This is a genomic window from Ohtaekwangia koreensis (genome assembly GCF_900167975.1).
Classification (GTDB): domain Bacteria; phylum Bacteroidota; class Bacteroidia; order Cytophagales; family Cyclobacteriaceae; genus Ohtaekwangia; species Ohtaekwangia koreensis.
In genome coordinates this window covers 578,052-604,160 of sequence record NZ_FUZU01000002.1, presented here as the reverse complement: position 1 = coordinate 604,160, position 26,109 = coordinate 578,052, and the positions used below count along the sequence as shown (strand labels likewise).

General features: G+C 39.6%; 17 protein-coding genes. 3 read left to right on the top strand and 14 right to left on the bottom strand.

Annotation, left to right across the window (positions count from 1 at the left end; all coding sequences use genetic code 11):
- Window positions 1-86: 86 nt before the first annotated feature.
- From B5Y40_RS15570 to B5Y40_RS15555, 4 genes are read right to left on the bottom strand one after another with little or no spacing between them, the layout of a single operon-like run.
- Entirely contained in the window at window positions 87-1,889 is a 1,803-nt protein-coding gene (locus tag B5Y40_RS15570) for an acyl-CoA dehydrogenase family protein (protein WP_079687717.1), read from the bottom strand.
- 27 nt (window positions 1,890-1,916) lie between these two features.
- Entirely contained in the window at window positions 1,917-3,092 is a 1,176-nt protein-coding gene (locus B5Y40_RS15565; protein WP_079687716.1) for a thiolase family protein, read from the bottom strand.
- A gap of 12 nt (window positions 3,093-3,104) precedes the next feature.
- Window positions 3,105-5,504 (bottom strand): 3-hydroxyacyl-CoA dehydrogenase/enoyl-CoA hydratase family protein, encoded by a 2,400-nt coding sequence (locus B5Y40_RS15560; protein WP_079687715.1) that lies wholly within the window; start codon window positions 5,502-5,504, stop codon window positions 3,105-3,107.
- A gap of 51 nt (window positions 5,505-5,555) precedes the next feature.
- Entirely contained in the window at window positions 5,556-6,005 is a 450-nt protein-coding gene (locus B5Y40_RS15555) for a MarR family winged helix-turn-helix transcriptional regulator (RefSeq protein ID WP_079687714.1), read from the bottom strand.
- Window positions 6,006-6,219: 214 nt separating this feature from the next.
- Between B5Y40_RS15555 and B5Y40_RS15550 the strand changes: the two genes are divergently transcribed.
- Both B5Y40_RS15550 and B5Y40_RS15545 read left to right on the top strand, forming a co-directional pair.
- Window positions 6,220-6,699 carry an MOSC domain-containing protein gene (locus B5Y40_RS15550; RefSeq protein ID WP_079687713.1) on the top strand — a complete coding sequence of 160 codons (480 nt, stop codon included), beginning with the start codon at window positions 6,220-6,222 and terminating at the stop codon, window positions 6,697-6,699.
- A gap of 311 nt (window positions 6,700-7,010) precedes the next feature.
- Window positions 7,011-10,937 carry a T9SS type A sorting domain-containing protein gene (locus B5Y40_RS15545; RefSeq protein WP_079687712.1) on the top strand — a complete coding sequence of 1,309 codons (3,927 nt, stop codon included), beginning with the start codon at window positions 7,011-7,013 and terminating at the stop codon, window positions 10,935-10,937.
- A gap of 155 nt (window positions 10,938-11,092) precedes the next feature.
- Here B5Y40_RS15545 and B5Y40_RS15540 read toward each other — a convergent pair whose 3' ends face one another.
- The 9 genes from B5Y40_RS15540 to B5Y40_RS15500 all read right to left on the bottom strand — a co-directional run bounded on the left by B5Y40_RS15540 (window position 11,093) and on the right by B5Y40_RS15500 (window position 22,888).
- Window positions 11,093-12,988, bottom strand: coding sequence for a tetratricopeptide repeat protein (locus B5Y40_RS15540; RefSeq protein WP_079687711.1), 1,896 nt, complete (start codon window positions 12,986-12,988; stop codon window positions 11,093-11,095).
- A 254-nt stretch (window positions 12,989-13,242) separates the two neighbouring features.
- The gene (locus B5Y40_RS15535) at window positions 13,243-14,946 is read right to left on the bottom strand and encodes an Ig-like domain-containing protein (protein ID WP_079687710.1); all 1,704 of its coding nucleotides are present in this window, start codon (window positions 14,944-14,946) and stop codon (window positions 13,243-13,245) included.
- Complete coding sequence (locus tag B5Y40_RS15530; RefSeq protein ID WP_079687709.1) at window positions 14,943-15,830, bottom strand: class I SAM-dependent methyltransferase; 888 nt, start codon at window positions 15,828-15,830, stop codon at window positions 14,943-14,945. Before B5Y40_RS15530 ends, B5Y40_RS15535 begins: the two co-directional genes overlap by 4 nt.
- Entirely contained in the window at window positions 15,827-17,689 is a 1,863-nt protein-coding gene (mnmG, locus tag B5Y40_RS15525) for a tRNA uridine-5-carboxymethylaminomethyl(34) synthesis enzyme MnmG (protein ID WP_079687708.1), read from the bottom strand. The genes B5Y40_RS15530 and mnmG overlap by 4 nt, the downstream gene beginning before the upstream one ends.
- A 138-nt stretch (window positions 17,690-17,827) precedes the next feature.
- On the bottom strand, window positions 17,828-18,247 hold the full coding sequence (gene ybeY, locus B5Y40_RS15520; RefSeq protein ID WP_079687707.1) for an rRNA maturation RNase YbeY: 420 nt from the start codon (window positions 18,245-18,247) through the stop codon (window positions 17,828-17,830).
- Entirely contained in the window at window positions 18,247-18,651 is a 405-nt protein-coding gene (locus B5Y40_RS15515) for an ATP-binding protein (RefSeq protein ID WP_079687706.1), read from the bottom strand. Before B5Y40_RS15515 ends, ybeY begins: the two co-directional genes overlap by 1 nt.
- Before the next feature lie 15 nt (window positions 18,652-18,666).
- Window positions 18,667-22,068 carry a DUF4175 family protein gene (locus tag B5Y40_RS15510; RefSeq protein ID WP_245840569.1) on the bottom strand — a complete coding sequence of 1,134 codons (3,402 nt, stop codon included), beginning with the start codon at window positions 22,066-22,068 and terminating at the stop codon, window positions 18,667-18,669.
- 111 nt (window positions 22,069-22,179) lie between these two features.
- Window positions 22,180-22,554: a hypothetical protein gene (locus tag B5Y40_RS15505; RefSeq protein ID WP_079687705.1), complete on the bottom strand. Its 375-nt coding sequence runs from the start codon at window positions 22,552-22,554 to the stop codon at window positions 22,180-22,182.
- Window positions 22,547-22,888 (bottom strand): carboxymuconolactone decarboxylase family protein, encoded by a 342-nt coding sequence (locus tag B5Y40_RS15500; RefSeq protein WP_079687704.1) that lies wholly within the window; start codon window positions 22,886-22,888, stop codon window positions 22,547-22,549. The genes B5Y40_RS15505 and B5Y40_RS15500 overlap by 8 nt, the downstream gene beginning before the upstream one ends.
- A gap of 59 nt (window positions 22,889-22,947) precedes the next feature.
- Between B5Y40_RS15500 and B5Y40_RS15495 the strand changes: the two genes are divergently transcribed.
- Window positions 22,948-23,646, top strand: a complete 699-nt coding sequence (locus tag B5Y40_RS15495) for a ComF family protein (RefSeq protein ID WP_079687703.1) — start codon at window positions 22,948-22,950, stop codon at window positions 23,644-23,646.
- Here the strand turns inward: B5Y40_RS15495 and B5Y40_RS15490 are convergent.
- Entirely contained in the window at window positions 23,643-26,072 is a 2,430-nt protein-coding gene (locus B5Y40_RS15490) for an ABC transporter permease (RefSeq protein WP_079687702.1), read from the bottom strand. The two genes, B5Y40_RS15495 and B5Y40_RS15490, sit on opposite strands and share 4 nt — an antisense overlap.
- Window positions 26,073-26,109: the final 37 nt, after the last annotated feature.

The following is a 26,109-nucleotide window of genomic DNA, read 5'->3' as shown; positions in this document are numbered from 1 at the left end:
TTACAAATTCGTACACTAAGGAAAAAAGAAAAGGACCAGATTTCTCTGGCCCTTTACAGTTTAGGTTAAGGTAAAATTCTTTATGTCTAAAAAGGATACTCTCCTTTTTCAATTACATGTTTTGCCACTTTTCTTCTGGCTTCTTTCAAGTTGTACGCATCAATCTTCGTGAAACGTTTCAATCCCATTAGCATGAGTCGTTGCTCATCGCCTTCAGCGAAAGATGAAATTGCTTCTCTTCCGGCAGAAGCAGCTTTGCTTACGGCATAATGTAAATAGATGATTGCCATTTCTTTTTGTATTTCAACAGCGGCTTCACCTTTTAATGAAATCAATTTCTCTACACGAAGTAAAACAGATTCTGCTATATATGCTTCGATGAGTATATCGGCCAGATTCATAATGATCTCTTGTTCATCGGAGAGCTTCATCATAAACTTCTGAACAGCGGCTCCTGCTATCATCAAGCCTGCCTTCTTAAGATTTGCCAAAGCTTTTTTCTCCTTCACAAAAATTCCTTCCTCTTCGCTGGCGCCAAAATCCGGAATTGAAAGTAAATCTTTTTGCACAGCCATCGCAGGATTCATCAAGTCGATTGATCCTTTCATAGCGCGCTTCAACAGCATATCAATTGTGAGAAGCCTATTGATCTCATTTGTTCCTTCGAAGATCCGGTTGATACGCGCATCTCGATAAGCGCGGTCCATAGGACCTTCAGCCGAGAAGCCCATACCTCCATAAATCTGAACACCTTCATCTGTCACATAATCCAACACTTCAGATCCATGTACTTTCAAGATCGCACATTCAATTGCAAAATCTTCTAGTGATTTCAAGCGTGCTTTAGAAGAATCCAGCCCGGCCGCTATAAATGCATTGTAAGCGTCATCTATATTTTGACTTGCACGGTAATGAGCAGACTCTGATGCAAAAATTTTGGTGACCATTTCTGCAAGCTTGTATTTGATCGCACCAAATGAAGCCAATGGTACACCGAACTGCTTGCGTTCATTTGCATATTTTGTAGCGAGAGTTACAGTATGCTTACTTCCACCCAACGCTGCTATACCAAGTTTAATACGCCCAATGTTCAGGATATTAACGGCAATCTTGAAACCATTCTCTCTTTCGCTCAACAGGTTTTCAACCGGAACTTTACAATCGTTGAAGAAAATCTGACGGGTAGATGAACCTTTGATTCCCATCTTTTTTTCTTCTTCGTTCATGGTGACACCTCCAAAAGTTTTTTCAACAATGAAAGCACTCAGGTTTTTATCGTTATCAATTTTTGCAAAGACTACATATATATCTGCAAAGCCACCGTTGGTGATCCACATTTTCTGGCCGTTGATCACATAGTGCTTTCCGTCCGGTGTTAATGTGGCTTTCGTTTTACCACTGTTAGCATCCGATCCGGAATCTGGCTCTGTCAAACAATAAGCAGCTTTCCATTCACCGGTTGCGAGTTTGGGTATATATTTCTGTTTTTGTTCTTCGTTTCCATAGTACAAAATTGGAAGTGTACCGATACCTGTATGCGCAGAAAGTGCTACCGCTACTGAATGACCGGCGCCAATAACTTCAGCTACGAGCATCGTTGTATTGAAGTCCATTCCAAAACCACCAAGTTCTGCAGGTACGGATGTTCCCAACAAACCGAGTTCTCCGGCTTTATCTAAAATTGAAGGCATCAACTTCGGATCTTTCATTGAGTCGATCTCGTCCAGGCGCGGCCAAACTTCTTTAGCAAGAAAATCCTTGCACTGCTGCTGGATCATGCGTTGCTCTTCATTGAATTCTTCCGGAATGAAAATTTCGTTAGCCGTTGTTTCGCGAATCAAAAATTCTCCGCCCTTGATAGCTTGCTTTTCAGTTGTGGTAGTACTCATAACCGTTAATATTTTGTAGGATAAATTTTAGCTTAAAAATTCATAGATGCCCGCAACACCTTGTCCACCTCCGACACAGGCTGTAACCATTCCGTATTTCTTTTTCTGTCTGCGCATTTCTCCGAAAAGCTGCACTGATAATCTTGCACCTGACGAACCCAACGGATGGCCTACTGCAATGGCTCCTCCGTTTACATTCAATTTTTTTCTGTCGATGCCAAGCTCTTTCACCACTGCTAATGATTGTGCTGCAAAAGCTTCATTGAGCTCAAACAAATCAATATCATCTAATTTAAGGTCAGCAATTTTTAGAGCTTTGGGAATTGCCGCTACAGGACCAATACCCATAATGCGCGGATCAACACCTGCTACTGCATAGCTTACCAATCTGGCAATCGGTTTAAGATTCAGCTGCTTCACCATTCTTTCAGACATTACTACAACAAAGGCAGCACCGTCTGATGTTTGAGAAGAATTACCAGCTGTGACAGTTCCTCCGGCAGCAAAAACAGGTTTTAGTTTTGATAAACCTTCTACCGTTGTATCGGCACGTATACCTTCATCCTTATCTACAATGAACTCCCTTGTTTTCTTTTTCATGTTCTCATCCACATATACTTCCTTTACAGTGATAGGAACAACTTCATCTTTAAATTTCCCTTCCTTCCAGGCGGCAGCGGCTTTCATGTGAGATTCATATGAAAACTGATCTTGTTCTTCGCGCGAAATTTTGAATTGCTTCGAAACTTCTTCCGCGGTTAAACCCATGCTGGTATAGTATGTAGGATGATCCTTTGCTATAGTATAATTCAGCGCGGTTTTGAAACCCATTACCGGAACCAGTGACATTGACTCTGTTCCACCTGCTATAATTATATCGGCTTGACCGGCATGAATGCGTGCACTAGCTATCGCTATAGTTTCAATACCGGATCCACAGTAACGATTCACCACCATACCCGGAGCATCCTGGCCAAGCGCGAGCAGCGAAATCATTCTGCCCATCTGCATACCTTGTTCTGCTTCAGGAACTGCATTCCCCACGATAAGATCGTCAACCATTTTGTTTTCAAGTCCGGGAACAGATTTCACAAGATGCTTGATTACATCTGCAGCCAAATCATCCGGTCTTGTAAAACGAAATCCACCCTTCTTTGCTTTCCCAACGCCAGTTCTAAAACCAGCAACTATATATGCATCCATAGTTTTAATATTTTAGTTTCTAAGCGGTTTACCACCTGTAAGTATAGATTGAATTCTCTCCAACGTCTTCTTCTCTCCTGTGAGGGAAACAAATGCTTCGCGCTCCAGATCAAGTAAGTATTGCTCGCTCACTTCCTGCGGATAAGATAAATCACCACCACACATAACGTTGGCAATCCAACGCGCGATCTTCATATCATGATCACTTATATAATTACCCATGCGCATTCCTTGTACACCTGCCATGAAAAGTGCCATACCGGTTCGTCCTTGAACTTTAATATTTCTGGCTTGTACCGGCATTGTATATCCTGCATCTGCCAGTTCTATAACTGCAGCTTTTGCATCCAGAATCTGGCGATCTTTGTTAACAGAAATTCTGTCTTTCGTACGGAGGATTCCCATCTCACGTGCTTCTTCCGCAGATAGCGCAACCTTCGCGGTGGCTATATTCATAAACGCATTTTGCAATGCATTCAGTTCGACATCTCCTTCTTCCAAAGCATCGCTTACGCGCTTGGTTAATTCTTTTGTACCACCGCCACCAGGAATCAATCCCACTCCTACTTCAACAAGACCTATATATGTTTCCGCGGCAGCTTGTGCGAGATCAGAATGCAAAGTCATTTCACAACCGCCTCCAAGCGTTCTTCCATGAGGCGCCACTACTACCGGCACGGATGAATAACGGATACGCATAACTGAATTCTGGAATTGACGCACCATGAAATCAATCTCATCGTATTCTTGTTCGATCGCAAACATGAAGACAAGCCCAAGATTAGCGCCTAACGAAAAATCAGCACCCTGATGTCCTACTACCAATCCTTTGAAATCTTTTTCCGCCAGATCTATAGCTTTGTTTAGTCCTTCAATTACAGAGCTTCCCAAAGTATAGCTTTTGCTATGCCATGAGAAATCGATTACTCCATCACCAAGATCAGTAACTTTCGATTCGGCATTTTTCCAGACTATATTATTACTTAGATTTTCAAGAATGATAAATTCTTCTTTACCAGGAATGTTCTTATAGGCCTTCGACAGGATATCATAATATTGACGCTTGCCTCCTTCTACTTTATAGAAGGATTTACTTCCGGAGGTAATCATATCATAAACCCATTGCGCAGGTTTATACCCGGAAGCTTCCATTCCCTGAATTGCCTTTTCAACGCCTACGGCATCCCACGTTTCAAAAGGACCAAGTTCCCACCCAAAACCTGCACATATAGCATCGTCTATTTTATATAGCTCATCTGCAATTTCCGGAATGCGATTGCTCGCATACTGAAACAGTCCATAAAAAGCGTCACGATAAAAATCTCCAGCTTTATCTTTACCGGCAAGCAAAACTTTAAAGCGATCTTTAAGATTATCAATTGTTTTGGTTGTTTCCAGTGTAGCAAATTTTGCTTTCGCCTTTGGTTTATACTCCAGCGATTTAAGGTCCAGTGTCAGGATCTCCGTTTCGCCTTTCGCATTTTTTGATTTTTTATAAAAGCCTTGTCCTGTTTTATCTCCAAGCCATTTATTTTTTTCGAGCTGATTAACAATCTCAGGAAGTTTAAACATTTTGCGGCCTTCATCATTCGGAAGCGCTGCACGTAGATTGTTGGCAACTTTTACAAGCGTGTCCAATCCAACAAGGTCGGAAGTTCTAAACGTTGCTGACTTCGGTCTTCCGATTACGGGTCCAGTCAACTTATCGATCTCGTCTACATTGAGATCGAACTTGCGCATAGCATCAATCACTTTCAATAAGCCCCAAACGCCAACGCGATTGCCTATAAACGCAGGTGTATCTTTACAAAGCACCGTAGTTTTTCCAAGGTATAGATCGCCATAGTGCATCAGAAATTTTACAACTTCAGGATCTGTATGCGGTGTTGGTATAATTTCAAATAATTTGAGATAGCGTGGTGGATTAAAAAAGTGCGTTCCGGCAAAGTTCTTTTTAAAATCTTCACTTCTTCCTTCCGCCATTAAGTGAATCGGTATACCGGATGTGTTGGAAGTAACGAGTGTTCCCGGCTTACGGAATTTTTCCACCTGCTCATATACTTTCTTCTTGATGTCAAGATTCTCCACTACTACTTCGAGGATCCAATCATAATCCTTGATCTTCGGCATATCATCCTCGAAGTTGCCAAGCGTAATGCGTGAAATAAATTTCTTACTATATATAGGACCAGGATTCGATTTGATCGAACGATCAAACGAGCCTTGCACTATACGATTTTTTACAACCTTACTTTCTGGTGTAAGACCTTTTGCTTTTTCTTCATCGGTAAGTTCCTTTGGTGCGATGTCCAATAACATTACCTGGCAACCAATGTTTGCAAAATGACAGGCAATGGCTGAACCCATTACTCCGGAACCTAAAACAGCAACCTTGCGAATAGAACGTTTCATACTTACTTTATGATTTGATGTGTTCGTACATGAATGTCACGCTGCACTAAGTTAATTCTCTACTTTTTCGTAAATGTTATTTCTTTCTACAATCTGATTTATGTTTTGCAGTACATCAAAGAACACGGCAAGTTTATCGTGGTCAATTTCCTGGCGCACTGCATTATTAAAAACTAAAACTGTTTGTCGCGAAATTTCTTTTTTCTTCTTGCCAAGCGCTGTCAAAAAAATTCTGATGGAGCGTTTGTCTGTAGGATCAGGCTTGCGGTATATAAGTTTTTTTTCTTCCATGGTTTTGAGCATACGCGTTAAGCTTCTTGCTTCAAGACCCATGAGTGGAGCGATCTTCGTTGCTGGAGTTCCTTCGTCAGAATGAATGTTCAGCAAAACAAATCCGATAGACGTAGTGATATCATACTTGCCCGCCTGTTGATTATACATTCGAGCAATAGCATGCCATGCTGTTTTAATATGATGATCTACTGTTTCTTCCCTCCGCATACGTTTGAATCAGGGATAGCGAAGGTAGAAAAATTTTGTTATGCATGCAGAGTATTGTAAAGTTTTTTTGACTCTGTCAGAAAAATTTTTAATCAGGGTCGCGGACTGTAATTTATAGAGAAACGCTCATGAAACAGGTTCCAAAGCAAATACATAAAGCAGATAATTCGTTTTACATCCAACAAATTAGAACATCGAGTTATAACTTTAGTTCATGAATTTTAAAGAACTTTTCGGAAACTATAGTCAAAAAGGAAAAGTTGTCGTCATCGGTATTCGTCCGAAACGATTAGAACCTTTGATATTTATTCCTCAGGTCATGGCTTTGAAAGATATAGGCCTTGAAGGCGATCGCTATAAAAATCTTGGTGGTCCACGACAGGTTACGTTAATTCAAGCAGAGCATCTCGATTCAATTGCGTCTTTTCTTGGAAAGAAGATGATTGATCCATCCCTAACGAGAAGAAATATTGTCGTGAAAGGCATCAATTTGCTCTCGTTGAAGGAAAAGCAATTCCGAGTAGGTGATGCTGTTCTTGAATATTCAGGCGAATGCCATCCTTGTTCAAGAATGGAAGAAAATCTCGGACCTGGCGGATATAACGCAATGCGTGGTCATGGTGGAATAACGGCCAAAGTAATTGAAGGCGGAACCATCCGCGAAGGAGACGACATTACTCCAATTTCAACCTGATAACTGTATTTTATACCCATTGCTTGCTATTACCTGAATAAGAGGTATGTTTTAACTGCTCTTGCAAGAATTTCAATAATATTAGGGCCAATACGGCATAAAATAGTATTCCGAGTCTGATAAGTCCGGTTACTCTTTTTTTCAAAATCTGCTTAATTTTTCAATAGGAAGGGAAATACTTTAAGTCATCATTTTCAAATGCTAAAAGTGTATTGTATACCACGTTTCGATACCCTTGACAGATTTCTCTAACATTCGAATTGCGTTGGAAAAAAATCTATCTTTGAGTTGGGTTATCTTAAACTGTTTACATGAAAAGGCTTTATTTCTTCGTCTGCTTGCTTCTGGCAAGTTCGACGCATCTTTTTGCTCAATTGTCAGGGACTATCACTGTCGGAACTAGCGGAATGTATCCTGATTTGACTGGTACCAGTGGATTATTCAATGCTATTAATGGAAGCGGGATGAATGGAAACGTAACAGTTAACATCGTCTCTGATATTGTAGAGCCCGGCACAGTTAGTTTAAATCAGCGCACTGAATTCGGCGGTCCATTTATTTTAACCATCCGCCCGAATACAAATGTTATGCGTACAATTTCAGGCGATACAGGTGGTGGCTTAGCGCTGATACGATTCACAGGAGCTGATCGGGTAATTTTTGATGGAAGAAATCCTGCTGATGCAAGCTTTGATTACTCAAACCGATATCTAACATTCCGAAATACATTTACAAATGCGACCCCTGCAGGCGAAGGTATAGTGTTCAGTTTTACAGGTGGCGCAGTGGATAATTCTTTACGGTCGCTAATTATCGAAGGCAATGACGCAACCGTAAACCGCGGTGTTGTTTTTTTCGGAGGTAGCGGAAACAATAATAACGTAGTTGAGTATTGTGACATCAAAAATTCTAACCTGCGACCTTCAAATGGATTATATTCTTCAGGATCGTTCGGCAATCCGAATCAAAATAATATAGCACGTAACAACAGAATCTATGATTTCTTTTTTGGAAACGGGACTGTTAATTCCGGCAAAGGAATTTTTTTAAGTACAAACAATGATAATTGGACAATCGAAAATAATTCCATTTATCAGACATCAGCGATAAGCAATACAGCCAACAAGGATATATACGGCATTAACATTACCAGTACGGGTACATTTTATGTTAGAAATAATTATATAGGTGGTGATAGTCCTTTGGCAGAAATTAGCAGCATACCTTGGACTTCTTCAAACAGTTCTGCCTATTTCAGATCACGCCTCATTTGGATTGAGCCGAGTTCCGGAACGGTTACGGTTGAAATATCTGATAATGTTCTTACAAATATTTCTTCCACCACTACTTCTTCTTCGTCTGACGTTTTGTTGACCGGTATATATGCAAATAATTGCAACTGTACGATTGAAGATAATTATATAGGTTCTCAAGCTAATGGCACGGGAAATATTTCCGTTGTTGATGACAATGCCGGTGGTTCGGTGATAGGAATTTCAACAGCGGGTACGCTACCCGTTATCATTCGGAGAAATACAATTCAAAATTTTTCCGTTTCCGGAACAGCAGCGATCCCGACCACGTCTGCATTATTCCGAGGAATTGATATAAATGTGTCGAGCACTACATACTCCACGATTTTAAAAAATACAATTGTAAAAAATTCCATTACGAGTAATCCGGCATCCGTTCAAAATATATTCTCGGGAATTCACAGCGGTACATCCGGTGTTCGTGCCAATATTATTAAGAATGAAATAGGGTCTCCAACGGATAACACTTTGGCGAATACAATTTCTTTAGGAGGTTGTACTACGTGCCCTGCTTCTTATGAAATCAATGGCATTAATGTAAACACAAGCGATAATGCGAGTTATGTCGATAAAAATAAAATCGGGTATCTATCTGTTTCGGGTGTATCGAGTGTTGAGCATACTGCAGCTGGTATAAGTGTTGGCGGAAATGTTGTAACTGTTCAAAGGAACACGATCAGTAACATTAATACGACATCGGATTTCACAACGATAGCCGGTATATTAATTGGAAGTTCTGATGTTAGCCTTAGTGTTGTAAACAACATGATCGCACTTGGCGATGCCATTACAACAGATGCGGGTATCTTCGGTATATATAATTCTGTGGACAACACATCTCCGATTTCCATTTTTGCAAATTCGGTGGTTGTTACAGGAACTGGTGCCGGAGGTAATCTAGACAACACTTTTAGTTTTTTTCGAGCATCAAGTTCTCCAGCTGATATTCGCAGCAATATACTTTTCAATAATCGCACGGGTGGTGGTAGTCACTTTGCAATCGGGACTAGTAGTCTCGCCAATTTCAATACATCATCATCGGATTACAATTTGCTTTATTCGGGCAACTCCGCTACTACAGGTTTAATTAATTCAACAAGCTATGATTTTTCAGGCTGGCAAGGGTTCTCGGATGCGAATTCCAAATTCTCGGATCTTGGTACAATAGCATCATCACCAAATGGAAAATTTATTTCTCTTGCAAATGGAGATCTGCGGATTCCGGAAGATGGCTCGAGCGTTGTTGATGACAATATTGTTGATCAGGGTGCATCGGTTGTAACAGAAGATATTGATGGCGCGCAGCGCCTCGCTGTACCCGATATTGGTGCAAGCGAAGTTTTGATTACCTGGCTTGGTGGTTCTGCAGGAAATGAGACAGACTGGTTTACTGCGGCAAACTGGTCTGGTAGTGTTGTTCCTTCATGCGGAGCACGAGACCGGATAAAAATTCGAAGCACTACATTTCAGCCAAACATCTCTGCCGCCGTAGTTGTCAAGGAACTTGTAATTATTGAGGATGCTACCGTTACGTTATCGGGTGCTGGAAGTATTGATCAATGTTCTGATGGTATTGCTCCTTATGGTATAGTAGTTAACGGTGCACTATCTGTTTCCGGAAGTCAACAAATAAGTTTGATCGGAAATTTTACGCAGAATAATATATTTAATGCCGGCTCAGGAACAGTAACGCTGGATGGTACAACTGCGCAGCAGTTGATGGGCGATGATGAATACTCGGTATATAATCTAATTGTTGATGGAGGTTCATCCAAAAACGTATTACAAAATGTAGTCGTTGAAAATGTAATGACATTTATAGCCGGTGTTGTTAACACATCAAGTACCGGGTATATAATTTTTGGCACGAGTGGAAGTTACACAGGTGTTACTAATACGACTTACATTGATGGCCCTGCTGGCAAGCGAACAAACGGATTGGGTACGTTTAGTTTTCCGATCGGAAAAAATGCTTCACTTCGTCCGTTGTCTATAACTTCCACGAATACGCCATTAACAACATTTACTGCAGAATATTTTCCCGTGAGTGCCCTCGATACATATGGCTCCAGTCAGGACGGTTCTCTACAAACTATCAGTGATGTTGAATACTGGATTTTGAATCGTTCAGGAATAACCGATGCATCCGTTACTTTATCATGGGATGAAATAAGTGGTGTGTCCGCGAATGCTGGTAGTCCGGGACGGGCGGACCTTCGTGTTATAAGATGGGACGGTTCTCGTTGGGTTAACCATGGCGGAAATTCTATTTCCGGAACACAAAGTGCGGGTACACTTACAAGTGATTTGATTACAGCGTTCAGCCCGTTCACTTTAGGATCGGAAGATCCAATCAATCCTTTGCCTATAAATCTAAAAAATTTCAAAGCGTATGCAGTGAATGGAAAAGTTAAACTCGTGTGGACAACTACAAGCGAATTGAATAATGATTACTTCACGATTGAAAATTCAAGGACCGGAGAATTTTTTCAGGGTATACTAAAAGTTCCGGGCAACGGCACGAGCAATGATGAACATACCTATACTGCCTGGGACAACACTCCTTATACCGGACTTTCATACTATAGATTACGTCAAACAGATTGGAACGGTCTGTCAAAAACATTCAAACCCGTTTCTGTTGAGATCGATGAGAATTCACCGAAAGGTCAGCTTGTTCTTTCTCCAAATCCGGTTCAGGAGAATGAATTCTCTGTGCTCATCCGATCTTTCAACGAAGATTCACATGTGGAAATCAGTTTAACAGATATGTCAGGTTATGAGTTGACGAGAAAGTTAACATCAACAGATGAAGACGGTTATGCTGAAGTGCTTTTCACAAATGAATATCCAAATGGTGTATATATCGTTAAGGCAAAAAGTGGATTTCACTCAGTTACACAAAAAGTCGTAATAGCACGATAAATTTTTTTCAGAATTAAAAGAGTAAGACGAAAGCCTTACTCTTTTTAATTTTTAGCTATTGACTTAGCGTTAAGGCTAATTACCACCCCTGCTATTCAATGTTTCGTTTTGAAAATTCCTTTAATGATTGTGGCGTACATGCCGTTAAATTTTTTTTAAAATTGAGGCTGAGTTTGATCAGAAAAATCGCCTCGCATAATACGATATCTTTTTCTTGCCTCGGCTGCGTAAACGCTTCCCGGATATTTATTCAGGAATTCGCGATAAATTTCCATAGCCTTCTCTTTGTCTTTTAGCTGACGCTCATAAATTTCTCCTTGTAAAAAATAAGCGTCATCCGTTAAAATGTCATCCGGAAATTCGTCTCTGATTTTTTGAAGAAGCGTCAACGCATTTTCAAATTGACCGCGCTTCATTCGGATGTTTGCCTCCAGCCAATATACATCGTCCAATATAGTTTGATTCGAAATTGGTTTTCCCGAAACAGAAATACCTTGCTTCAATTTTTCAAGGCGTTGAAGTGCTTCGTCCGTTTTGTTTTGATAAAGCATTAATTCTACAGAAGCATATTCCTTTAAAGCTTCACCCACAGAATCGAACGCTATATTTTCTTTTATACGCATACTCAGGTCGAGCGCGTCATTTGCAATTTCGCGTGTCGTTGCTTCTTTTAAAATATCGAGGTGTTCTTGTGCCAGTCGAAAATCTCCCTTGTAATATGAAAGCTTTGCATTCCTAAGTTTAGCCTCATAGCCAACGGGATTTTCTTTTTGAGTTTTTTCAACTTGTGAATAAAGAAGTGAAGACTCCCAGGGTTCGCCTTTCAAAAGATATATATCTCCCAAATCTAATTTCGCTTTGGACTTCAGGTATAATGATGTTCTGGGATTGGCGATGAGTTTATTTAAAATTTTTACGGCAGAATCTTTTTGATCAAGATAGTTTGCGAACAACAAGGCTTCACTCCTTGATGCTTCAAGCGCATTTGTATTTTCCGGATACTGCTTTATAAATTTTTGGTAGTCGCTCACCAGTGTTTTAACAGAGTCGGCATTTACAGGATATACTTTTTTCAATCTGGCTTCTCGCGTTCTGATGAGTCCTAAAGTCGCCATCAGGTAATTTGGAGTTCGTGCATATTCACGGATGATATAGCGATAAATTTTTGCTGCGTTGTCGTAGTCTTCATTGTCAAGCGCTACGCGAGCAACCTCCATACTTTTCTCGCCATCATGTTTATATCGTTTATCGTAAGCACGCGCCTGGATGAACGATGCGTAAAAATTTTTTTGCTGCATGGTCACCCAAATCAGAAGATCTGAGTAAACTTCAACATCCGGAAATTCCTGAACGCGGTCGTACAAAAGTTTTTCAAGACTTGTCAACTCCTCTGGTTCCGTTAACAACGCTTGCATTACATTTTTAACATATTGAATGTTCGCAGAAGTTTGAGTTACATAATTCAGATACTCCTGCACCATTTTGTCCTGGTTTCCCTTCAGGCGGTAAAGCATCGCAAGGTCTAAACTGAACAGGTTTGGATTGTTTAAAAAATTTCGGCATTCGGTGAGCGCTGTTATCCCGTAATCGAGTAGCGAGCGCGATGAAAAGAATTCCGCCATTATCTTTATACGCTGCACGTTCATCTTATTCTCGGCAATCAGGTCGCGAAAGTAACGATCGGCTCGTGTGAGGTCTCCTGAACGCACGTAGATCAATCCTACGTCCAGCCTGTATTGCAAATTGTCAGGATCCCGCTTCAATAATTTTTTTAAGTACGCCTGGGCCTCATCGTAGATACCGAGGTCAAGCATGGTGTTGATGTAATTATTGTAGATAAAAGAATTGTTAACATCCTGCTTTGAAAGCTCGCGATAAAGCTCGGCCGCTTTTTTTTTGTCGCCTTTTAGAAGGTATTCATTGGCGAGTTGTATTTCCGATTGATTCTGTGCGAAAGATGAACTTGAAAGGAGCACGAGAAATGTTAATAAGAATCTACCGGTACTAATAGTATTTATTATATTATATATATAGTATTTATAATTAGTCATGTTGAATTGTGGATAAACTTAACTCCTTTTGGTGTGTTGAGTGAATGTAGAATTAATTTACATTTTAAAGTTCTCTTTATCAAATGATTGAGAAGTTGTTAACATAGTTAATTAGTGTGGGTATTTAACGTGTGGACAATATGCATTGTTAATGCATGTTGGTAACATCACTTGTATAAACATTGATGTTGATAGAATTATTAGAAACGTATTTTTTAGTGATTTCATCCACGTTATGAATACTTATTAACAAGTTATGGATACTTTATCAACAAAGGTCCTACCTCCCAATTGGCCTTTAGATTTATAACGGAGGACCTCTTTTCGTTGGTATAAAAGCGGATTGGTTCTGGTTCCTCTTTGGTTAAGTAGTTGCCTGGTGACCATTTGCCATCGTTATTTTTATCTATTATCAGACGGATTTGATATTCACCTGGAGTTAAGTCTTCGAAGCTCGTTTTTCTGATGTCGCGTTGTGATGAAACTATATTGAAATTTTTATCCAACAACTCTATTATATAATGAGGTTGTGTGGTTTCGATCTCAATAAATAAGATGCCGCTTTCTTCGAGAGTTTGTGGACGTAGTTGTTCTTCAAATCTTTTTGAGCTGTCAAGTTCAATACTTATAAATGATGCGTCACCTATATAGAGTTGATTGTTTATTATTTTCTTAGGCGCTGGATTGGAATCTTTTGAAGGTTTGGAAGGTGGTTGTTTTTGATTAACTGATATTTGTGATTCTTTAGGTTTTTCGAGCAGGATCTTGTCAAATGTTTTTTCTAATGTGAGTTTATTGTGAAGGCTGTCCCACGAAATGTTTTCACGTGAAAATGTTACAGTCTTCATAGAGTCTATTTTATAAATAATACTGTCGAATCTGATGTCGAGCAGTGGTTTATTAAATTGTATTTTTCCTTTGATGATTCCTTTGTGGGCAATTACTTTAAAGCCTTCGGATTTAATCGTGAACGCTTCGGGCTTTACTTCACGCTGATTAAATTTTGCGTAAAGAGTTGTGTCTAATGTATTGTTGATACTGTCTAATGCTTGGAACCTTACAGCAACGCTATCCTTTGCGTCAAAGGTGTTGTATACTTTTATGTTTGCCTGATCGTCTCCGAATGAAGAGAGAATCACTTCAGCTGGAGATGAGAGTTTGTAAGACTTGAGATTCTTGGAAGTCTTGATATTGAAGTAAGTATTGTACGGTCTTGAGTTAGTAAATTTTAACGTTCTGGCGTCAAGTTTCACCAACGGTATGGTTACGGCTTTTGCGTTGGCTTTTAAGTTGATGCTGTCGGTCAAGTATCCGTAGATTTCCGTTTTGCTGTCTATCAGCAAATTTCTGTTCTTGTCATCGATGGCATATATATAATAGGTTCCGGGTTTTAGGTTCTCTATTATATAGTCTCCCTTTTCATTGCTCTTTGTTATATATACAGCTTTGTGTTTTAATATATTGAAAGTGTCACTTTGATAAAGTGCTACAGTGATGTCTTTTAGATCTTTGTTTTTTATTGGATCAAAAACCTTTCCTTGCACATATAATGAATCGATATATGATCCCGTACTCAGTGCCAACTTTAGATTTACAGCTGGATTTTTTTCGGTGATATCTTGCACTGCGTCTCTAAAGTTGAAAGAGTATGTTGTGCTGTCTTTTAATTTGTTTTTAAGCGTAAGGCTAACTTTATTTTTGTTGGCGGTTATCTCGTAATCTTTACCTACATCTGGCGTGATTATAACTTGCTCTTTCGGATTACTGACAGCTACCATCTCATTAAAGAGTAATTCTATTTTGTCTCCTTTAAAGTTGATTTGTTGCTTAGCAGGGAATGATCTGACAAGTATTGGTGGTATTGTATCTTTTGGACCACCGGTTGGTGATGTCTGTCTTGCGCAAGAAAGTATGAAAAGAGGATAGATTAACCAGTGTAGATTTCTTCGGAAACTCATTTCTTAATTATATAAATCAGGCTAGAATATTCGCCAGTCTTTCTGGCAAGCATATTAGATTTCATTCCATTAATAACTGCAGAGAGCATACCTCCTATTGTGTTCGTGCCTCGTCTGTATTTTTCGCTGAGAAGAGAAATATAAAATGAATCGAGTTTCATTGGTATTGTACGCTCGACTCTCAGACCGTTTTTCTTCATGAGCATGCTCATGTTTTCACGTGAAAAATGCCACAGATGTCTTGGGACGTCATATCCAGCCCAATCTTCTTTGTAATTGCTTCCATCCCAGCTCGAATGATTTGGTACAGCAATAAACATTGTGCCAGTGTTTGCCAGCTTGGATCTTAATTGTTGAATTGTGTTATCGAGGTCTGGAACGTGTTCCAGGACATGCCACAGGGTTATAATATCAAATGAATCTTCCTGTAAAGAATTAAGTGACTGATATACAGTTTGTTGGACTGAGTTTTCTGCTTCTTTCCTCGCTAAATCAGATGGTTCAACACCGAAAACATTCCACCCATAGTTTCTGCACGATTGGAGGAATGTTCCAGTACCACATCCGTAGTCGAGTATTTTACCGGCTCCTTTTTGTGAGTGCTGTTTTAATAACTTCTGTTTCCATTCAAGTGTATAGTTTCGGGCGATCAAGTATATCTTATCAATAGCACTTTTTGCTTTGGCGGAGTGCGAGATATAGTCTTCCGATAGATAGTATTCTCCTATACTGCTATCGTCTGGTCTTGGGCTTGTAATTAGAAGTGCGCATGTATTGCATTTGATAACTGCAAATTTCTCATGGGATACGGTGTTGTCTGTGCAGTTAATTTGATTTGTGAAGTTTGAAGCGTTGCAAACTGGGCAGAGTTTAATGCTTATCATTTTCCTAGGTAAATAGTTAATACAGAAATATCGGATGGTGATACTCCACTGATCCTGGTTGCCTGGCCGAGTGTTTCCGGTTTTATCTTTTTTAGTTTTTCTCGAGCCTCTAGAGATAGTGCTTTTACTCGATCGTAGTCAAAATCATTTTTAATTTTATAATCCTCGAGGCTTCCAATCTTTTCAGCTAGTTGTTGTTCTCGCTCTATGTAATTTTCATACTTGATGATGATCTCTGCCTGCTCTTGTACTTCAATGGTGTATTGATCCAGTAAATCGCTTACATCTTGACCAAATGTTTTTACTTCTTTCATTGTGAGTTGAGGCCTTTTTAGGAGATGTGCAATATTCACTTTCTCTGATATACCAGAGGTATTGAAACCAGTTAGGCTTTCGTTGACATCTGCGGGATCAACTTTGTATTTTTTTAACTGTTGAAGAAGTGTTTGAACGTCCTGCTTTTTGTCCAATACTGACTTTAATCTGTCATCTGATGCTAAGCCCAATTGGTGGCCTAACTCGGTTAGCCTTATATCTGCGTTATCCTGCCTGAGCAGGATTCTATACTCGGCACGGGAGGTAAACATGCGATATGGTTCTTGAGTGCCTTTATTCACAAGGTCGTCTATCAGAACCCCAATGTATGCTTCAGATCTCTTTAACACAAAGGGCTCTTTTCCATGCGCTTTGTTGTGCGCATTTATTCCTGCCATGAGGCCTTGACAGGCCGCCTCTTCATAGCCGGTGGTACCATTGATCTGTCCTGCGAAGTATAAGTTTTGAATGAGTTGTGTTTCAAGACTTAGGTTTAACTGTGTTGGCGGAAAGAAGTCATATTCTATTGCATAGCCTGGGCGGAACATTTTGGCTTTTTCAAATCCGGGTATCTTGGTTAAGGCACGGTACTGTACGTCTTCTGGAAGTGAAGTAGAGAATCCGTTTACATATATCTCTACAGTGTTCCATCCTTCCGGCTCTACGAATATCTGATGGCGTTCACGTTCAGCAAACCGATTTATCTTGTCTTCAATGGAAGGACAGTACCTCGGACCCAATCCTTTTATCCTACCTTGAAACATAGGTGACTTTTCAAATCCCTTTTTCAATTCATCATGGACGGTATCATTTGTATATGTAATCCAGCAGCTGGCTTGTTTTTGCAACGGTTGGGTATCACTGTATGAGAATTTGCCTGGGTTTTCATCTCCTGGCTGTTCTTCCATTTTAGAATAGTCGAGGCTTCTACCATCGATGCGCGGCGGCGTTCCTGTCTTCATTCTTCCAGCTTCAAGTCCCAAGGATATGAGCTGTTCTGTTATTCCTGTAGCTGCATTCTCAGCTGCGCGACCTCCACCAAAGCTTTTCTCACCAATATGAATCTTGCCGTTTAAGAATGTTCCATTGGTAAGTACTACAGATTTAGATCTGATTTCTATCCCCAGGTTAGTGCGCACGCCTACAGTCCTTCCATCCTCTACAAGAATCTCTTTTACCATTTCTTGCCAGAAATCCAGATTTGGTGTTCTTTCAAGGGCCAAACGCCATTCTTCTGAGAATCGCATTCTGTCATTTTGGGTACGGGGACTCCACATCGCAGGGCCCTTTGATCGATTTAACATCCTGAATTGGATCATGGATTTGTCAGATATGATTCCCGACAAACCACCTAGGGCGTCTATTTCTCTTACTATTTGACCTTTGGCTACACCCCCCATTGCTGGGTTACAGGACATCTGCGCAATGGTGTTCATATTCATAGTAATAAGAAGAACCTTTGACCCCATAGTTGAGGCAGCATGCGCTGCTTCACAACCAGCATGCCCTGCCCCAACAACTATTACATCGTACTCTGAAAACATCATGTTTACTTTAAGAAAGTGTCTATTGATAAAGTTCCACGTGGAACGAAAAGTTGCCCACAAAATTCATCCACATTTCCACATTTTGTTCCACGTGGAACGGTATTCTTCATAATCTCATTAGGTTTCACGTGGAACTTAGCGCAAAGATAGATAAGTGTCTTCCTTTTTTCTCATCACAAGCTTCTTGCCTGGAGACTTGTCAGAATAACCTACTAAGTGAAGAACTCCGTGAATGATAACGCGATGAAGCTCGTGATCTGGCTCTGCTTGAAAATTAAGCGCGTTTTCCTCTACTCTGTCTATACTAATAAAGATATCCCCGTCAATTGATCCTTTCACTTCGCTTGTGTCAAAGGTTACGATGTCGGTAAAGGTTGTGTGATTGAGATATTGGATGTTGATCTCCCGGAGGTAATTGTCGGAGCAGAAGATGAAGTTTAAGTTGCCAAGAGTCTTACGCTCTTTTACGATTGCCTCTTTAATCCAACGGGAAGTCTTTCTTGGGTGAGGGAGTTTGAATTTGACGTCTTCTGTAAAGAATCGAATTGAAGCCATTAGGAGTTTACATAAAAACTGAGTTCTACTACACGGCCAGCATCTTTGAAGTCGACTTCATCAGAAAGATGTTTCATTAAAAAGATTCCACGCCCTCCTGGCTTCTCAATATTTTCTGGTGCCGTAGGATCCGGCAGGTTTTGATAATTAAAGCCCTGGCCTTCGTCTTTAATAACAAATTTAATCATGCTGTCGTCCAAGGATAAGCTTAAATGGACGTTCTTAGATTTGTCACTGGCATTACCATGTTTAATAGCATTGTTGACGGCTTCGGTTACGGCAATCATAATGTTGCCGTATATGTCATCATCTAGATGAAAACGTTCCTTTGCATTGTCAATAAAGCTTTCAATCATTCTAATGTTCTCCATTAAGGATGGAACCTGGATGCTGATCGTGTTCATGTGCCGTAAATCCTGTTATTGGTTGCTCATTCGTTTAAAATACTCCCCTACTTCTTTCTTATAGTACGGGTATAACTTGGGTGGAACTGTTTTTAGCAATTCTACTTCTTTTTCCTTGAGTCGCAAATATTCTTCAAAAGCCTTAGGCATTTCTTTGTCATAGTCCTTGGCCGTCTCTCCTTTACGCTCTTCATCCATGTCTTGTTCACGCTGTGACTTTTCAGTTTCAAGCATACGAGTCAAGATATCTTGTTGACGTCTGATAAGCTGGTCTGTCAATTGTTTATTAACAAGATCCATCTCTGTCTGTTCCATTTTTGCAGGTAAGTCTCCTCCGGGAGCTTTACCTCCTTCTTTCATCTTTTCCTGCATTTCCTGAAGTGCTTTCCTAATTCGTTCTTGTTCTGCAGCCATTTCTGCTAACTCTTCAGATAACTGCCGTCCTGATTTACCACTTCCTTTTAATTCTTGGATCTTTTGATTGAGTTGTTGCTGCATTTGACTGAGGCTAGGCTTTTGTCCTTTCTTCTTTGACTTACCCATCGATGGCTTTGCGTTTGCCATCATTTGCATCATCATATCAAAGTGATCATCTAGAAGCAAAGCAAGATTATTGATTGAAGTCATACTTGCCTGCATTTCCGTAGATGCTTGAGGTCTTTTCCGTTCGCGGTTCGCTTCAATTACTTTGTCAAGGTGATCGTTCAGTTCACCAACTTCCTTTGTAACAACGGAGCCCATAAAAGGATCACGCTTACCAAGTGCAAGTAGACTGTCTTCCAAAACTCTTGCATCATCCTTCAATTTGAGTTGTTGTTGAGCAAGGGTGTTAAAGCGAGGATCACTCTGGTTTAATTCAGCAAGATTTTTCATGAGATTCTCTTGATCAAAAGAAAGCTTTACGAGACCATGAATAACCTGACGCAGAGATTCCATGTTCTCCATATCCATTTCCATTTCCATGGCACTTTGAGCACCTTCCATCTGCTGTTGCATTTTTTCCATCTTTTGAATGGATTTCTGTTGAGGAGTCTTAGATTTTGAAGGTTGATTTTGCTCTAACATCTCCTTGCTTTCCTCTTGTTCCTGCTGGGTTTCCTCGGTATCCTCCTGTGAGGGTAACTCTTCGTTCTTGTCTAATTCTTCGCCTAGCTTTTTAAGATCCTCTATCTTTTCAGAAGTCTTTTTAAACTCCTCGTTTTGCTTTTCTTGTTCCTGGGCTAACTTCTGACTTTCTGATTTTTGATTCTCACCTTTCTGTTGGTCTTTGCTATTCTCGTTATTAGGCTGGTCTTTACCGCCTTCATTCTTTTGCTGATCCTTATTGTTTTCTCCCTTTTGATCTTTTCCTGATTTGTCTTTTTCAAGAGATTCAGTTTTTTCAAGCAATGATTTTTGGTCTTTGACCTGCTTCTTTAAATCTTCAATTGTTTGATCAAGCTTATAATCGTATTGGAGTTGTTTGAAAAGCTCCAGTGTGCGCTCAAGCTCCTTTTCTAAGTTGTTTGTGTTTTGGTTAAGCTTATCGAGTACTTTTTGAAGCTTAGAAACATCTGCATTTTCCTTTAAGAGCTTTTGAAGCTCTTCAAATAGCTTTTTGGTTTCTTCGTCAAGCAGTTCATTCATAAGCTTCTGAATTTGCTCTGCTTTCTCGCGAATCCGTTCGTCTTGCTTCGTGAAGGCTTCTTTCTTCTGTTCAAGCATTTTATTTTCCTCTTTCATTTGCTCAAGCATCTGATCAAGGCTTTGTTTTTGCTGAATGATATCATCCAGCATCTTTTTATCTTGCCAGTCAAGATTTTGTTTGCCTTTTAGCTTTTGATGAGCTTGCTCAATCTGGTCTTGAAGCTTATTCGCTTTAGTTTCACTCTGATTGATTTTTTGCTCAGTCTGGCTCTGTGAATTATTGATTTCAGTGACCAGATTGTCTTTGGAAGGAAGTAAGAATGTATAATAACCAGTCTTTGTCGATTTCCGTCCATTAACACCATCGTTATCCCAAACTTGCAAATAGTATTCTAATTGCTCTCCGGGATTAAGTTTCAAAGAATCGACAGACCAATTATAAAAGAAGCTCTGTTGGTTTTGGCCCTTAGAGATCGGAATATTAATTGACCTTGATAATATCTCTTTTTGGTTCTCATTCCTTATTCTGAAATGAAGAGCCAATTGGGTAATACCATAGTCATCTGCGAGAGATCCTCCTAAAACGACACGTTGATATAAAATTGAGTCTTTAAAATTGTTGACTGAAATTTGTGGATATTGATCTTTCACAACATCAACACGATATGAGATTTTCTCTCTGTTTTTACTCTTGTCATTCTCCAGAAGAATTTCATACTGATCCGGATTGCGGAATTCTTTTTGGAAGTTAAATGATTGGTTATCAGGTGATTGAAATGCGTTCGAGATATTATCTGATAGGAATAATATGGACGCCTTTTCTGCATTTACTGTTGAAAGATTCCAGTGAACCTTTGTTCCTTCAGGAATTTCCAAGTTACCAGAATTGATAATTTTCTCGGGTTGACGCTGCAGATAACGCGGATATTCTAACTCAACGTTAAACTGTGTTAGTTCAGGTCTATTAATAAGTGAAACGTGGAACACTTCTGAGAAAAAACCAGCTGCTTCTATTTGAAAGTCAAATTCAGCTTGAACATTCTCAAATGTATATACGAATTCGCCATTGCCTTTATGATCAAGTTTTATTCTCTGATTACCGGATATGATGTAAGCGTCTTCCGGTATAGCTTGGCCATCTAAAGTGAGAGTAACAGGTAAATCTTCATTGTAAAATGCAGTCAATGATTTTTCGGAAACAAGAAATTTAAATGGAGCCTGAGGAGAATACTGCTGTGTAAAATTTACAATGCGTTGCGTGCTAAGTGTAAGAATACTGCTGTTGAAAATGATGATGGCAAAAATTGCAACAAAAGGGAGCACCAAGTATGTCAGGTACTTTTTATTCTCCCTGATATCAATAAATGTATCGAATTGTATAGGAGCGAAATCCTGTGATTTCTGTTCGATGCTGGCGTAGATTAAAGCAGAGTCACTTTTAGCAGATTGAAGTTGGATCAGGTTAAGAAGGCGGTCATTTACTGAAGGCAAATGCGTTCCGATAATTTTAGCACTCTGCTCTTCGTCCAGCCCACGTTTCACGATCCACCAACTCAGTGGTTCTTTTAAAAATCTGTACGTACAAAATATAGCGACAGCAAAAAAGGTAAAGAAAATCAGGAACCTGGCCCAGGGACTTAACCACAGATTATATTCAATCAATGTGGCTATAAGAAAATACGATGTGAGAATTGAAAGAGACAAAATTGCGCCTCTTATAAAAATGTTGAGATAGTACTTTCTCCTGAAAGCTTTTATCTTTTCATGAATCTGCTCTACACCCGCTCCCATATATTTATCCGTTTATTATCAAAACGCAACAACCTGATTTAAAGTTGAGAAGCTTCTAAGATAGCCGCTCGTAATCTTCAAAGCAAAGCGATAGTATAAACCGAACAATGGCTATTGAATGTGCTCCGGCTTTAACCAGTCAAACTCTTTTTCGAAGTATTCAATCACATGCATTTTTAGAAGTTTCTCTTGTTCCAGCAAATCAAAGTGTGGCAGCTTTTTTATTAGTTTCCAATGCGGCCAGCCCTCTTTATCTAAACCTTCTAAAATATAGTAGCCGGAATAACTCAACACTTTGCAAATACCAATGTGCATTAAGTCTTGCTTCTCTTCCTTGCTGAAAACTTTTTTGCCTCTTCCAAGCTCCTGCACACCAATCAAAAAAAGAACAGCATTTAAATCTTTCGGTCTTTTTCCGAGCATGCTTTCAATGCCAGAAAGTAATGCTGCCCAAGTACGTTCTAAGTCTAAATCTCTTTTAAACATTTTGAAGTTCCTCCCAATATTCAAACGCTCTGCGCAAGTGTGGAATTACTATTGTACCGCCAACAAGTGTTGCAACTCCCATCGCCTCGTGAACTTCTTCAGTAGAAAATCCAACCTCTTTACATTTACCCAAATGATAACGAACGCAATCATCGCAGCGAAGAACGAGTGAACAAGTTAACCCGATGAGCTCTTTTGATTTTACATCAAGATGCCCTTCCGCATAAGCATTTGTATCTAAGTTGAATATTCGTTTAATGATCAGGCTATCAGAGTCCATGATCTTGTCATTCATTTTACTACGATATGTATTAAAGTCCTGAACGAGTCCCATAATTTATTTTTGATTTATTATTTTTAAGAAACACAGTTGCAGGCAAATATATTTCTAAAATGGCTAATTCTTTGATCACCGAATTATTCTCGGATTTCGTTTCTCTATTCTTTCCAAATTGTTGTGTTGCGTGTTCTGATTCATTGGCAAAAGGTGAAGACTTGGTTTGCACGCGTTGTATATTGGAAATGCCTCAAACCAATCACCACAAGGAAATCCAAAACTCACTTCAGGTAAGACTATCGAATCGATTTGAATTAACACATGCCGTGGCTCTTTTTAAGTTTGCCAAAAGCAGTCGTGTTCAACATTTGCTTCATGCGTTGAAATATAAAAACAGACCAGAGGTGGGTATTATGCTGGGCAAAGTGTTAGGACAAAGAATTCAGGATTCGGAAATGGAAAAGTCTGATCTGATAATTCCTGTTCCGCTTCATGCTTCGCGAAAGAGAAAGCGTGGTTATAATCAGAGTGCAAAGTTTGCAGAAGGCTTATCTCAAAAGCTTAGCGTGCCTTTTTCGGATGGAATCCTTTCCAGGAAAATTAAAACTGAAACGCAAACGAAGAAATCAAAACTCAATCGCTGGCAAAATGTAAGTGAAGTTTTCCACGTGAAAGATCCTCTTACGGTAAGAGGTAAAAGGATCCTTCTGGTGGATGACGTAATAACAACAGGAGCCACTATTGAAGCATGCGCTCATGTGCTTAAACAAAATGGCTGCGCAGAAATTAGTATAGTATGTATTGCTGAAGCCTAATCGTTTTTTAAGTTATCAACAGGATTGGCGAATGCTGCTCGAATAGTTTGCGATCCGATCGTAATGCCTCCCAGCAAAATCAGAATTAATACACTTGTTCCAATCACGCCAATGCTTAACTCGGTCCTATAGGCTATTAGCTGTAACCATAAATTATTGATGAACCATGCAGCCGGCACAGCAAGAACAATTGCTATAGCAAGTAATGAAGCGAAACCTTTGGAAAGTAGCAGCACTAGTGCACCATCGCTTGATCCTAAAACTTTACGAATTGAAATTTCTTTTAGTCTTGTTTCTGTCGCATACGTAGCCATCCCTAACAAACCAAGACATGAAATAACGATAGCCATAAAAGCGATCACACCAATGATGTTCACAAAGTCGCTGAATATAGTTTTGTAAAACGAGCGGATCTCTTCATCGAAATTCTTATAGTCAATTTTAAGAGACGGATTGATTTTTGCCCAGGCAGATTCAATGTTCTTCACTGCATCTTCATGACTTCCCGTATACTTTACCTGCAGTGTATAAAATTCATCAGGATTATAGCGTAACGCCATCGCTTGAACTTTGCTCACCATCATCTGGTGATTGTAATTTTTTACAACACCAATGATCTCAAATTTTGAGGAGTCCGAATTCAAATAGATAAATTCTCCGATGGCATCGTGCGGCGAGTTAAGATGAAAACTCTTTACAGCCTCTTCATTAAGAATAACGGAGCGCTTATTTTTTTCAACGGCCTGTGGATCAAAATTCGTACCTGCCAACAATGCTATATTCATATTGTCTAAGTATTGCTCATCTACGCTGAAGTAGTCTACCATCACAACATCTTTATCGCTTGTTCCCTTTTTGAAATCATCGCCATATGTAATGCCGGTTGCAGGTATATGCGATGCTGCAGATATATTTTCGATATTGCTATAGGTAGCAAGTTGCGCTTTCAGTGTTGTATAAGATGTGTTGTTTAGCTGAATGCTGATCTTGTTTGCCATATCGAAACCATGATCGGCCCGTACAAAAAGTTGAAGTTGGTTGTACAGTATAAGAACAGAGATTATGAAAATTAATGAAAGGCTAAACTGCACGACAAGCAAAGATTTACGCAAGCCCATTTTTGAGAGCAGCTTCATCCCTCCTATATTCTTCAACACTTTTGCCGGTTGAAATTTTGAAAGTATTACAGCGGGAAAAAAACCTGCAAACAATCCGATGCAAATGCTGAACAACAAGAAGACTATATATACATAAACATTTTCTTCGAGATCCCATTTCAATGCTTGGGCGAAGCGAAGGTTTAGCATGAACGGTTTTACAACTTGTAAAAATAAGAGAGCTAACCCCAACGCGAAGAGTGCTATAACAACTGCTTCAGAAATAAATTGTACAAATATTTGATAGCGATGTGCACCGTTCACTTTTCTCACACCAATTTCTTTCGCGCGCGTTAATGCACGAGCGATTGAAAGATTGGTATAGTTAAAACAAGACGTTATCATAATGATGAGCGCAAGTCCACCGAAAAAGTAAACAAAGATCATTGGCATAAATGGACCAATGGGATTATTAATGAACGCTCCTGGTGTTATGCTGGAAATATTCTGAAGATAATACTTCGTTGTACGTTCACTTTTTTTGTCACCATTTTTTGCTTCTCGTTTTTTAACGATATCGTTCAAATGGCTTTCAATTTCTTGAGGAGAATGTCCTTCCTCCAATAAAAGATAAACCCATCCGGACGTAAAATTATCCCACCCTGAATCACTGCTTTCAAAAGTACTGTCGGCCTCTAAACTTTTAATAGTGGAATAGGACGCTAATCCTTCGAAGACAATATGTGATTTGTGATTGGACTCTTTTATGATACCTGTGACTTTATACTCACCGAGCTTTCCTACCTTGATTACTTCCCCTACAGGATTGCTAACCTTGAATAATTTTCTGGCAGCTTTCTTTGTAAGAACAACAGAGTATGGATCTCTTAGAGCTGTTTTGGGATCTCCATGCTCCAGCTCATATTCAAAAACATCCAATGCATCAGCATCCACAAAAAATCCTGACAATGGAATGTTTACATCTCGCCCCGGGTCTAACTCCATCCAATTGTTTCCAAACTTTCTGCGAATACGAACAGCTTTCGAAACTCCGGTATAATCATCTAAAAGAGATTGAGCTATAGGTTGTGGCGATGTAGCGTAATCATTGCCGGATGTAGATCCGTCTGCATTAAGGTAACGAGTAACCACGCGATATATCCGATCACGTTTTGTATTATAGCGATCGGCCATCATTTGATCTGCGACCAACATCATAATGCCAAGGCAAACAGACATACTGATCGCGAGACCAAAAATATTAATGAATGAAAAAAATTTATGCCTGCGCAAGCTGCGCAGAGCAACCTGGATATAATTCCTGATCATAAAAATGAAATGAAAATGAGAAAGTCTTTGAAAAGAG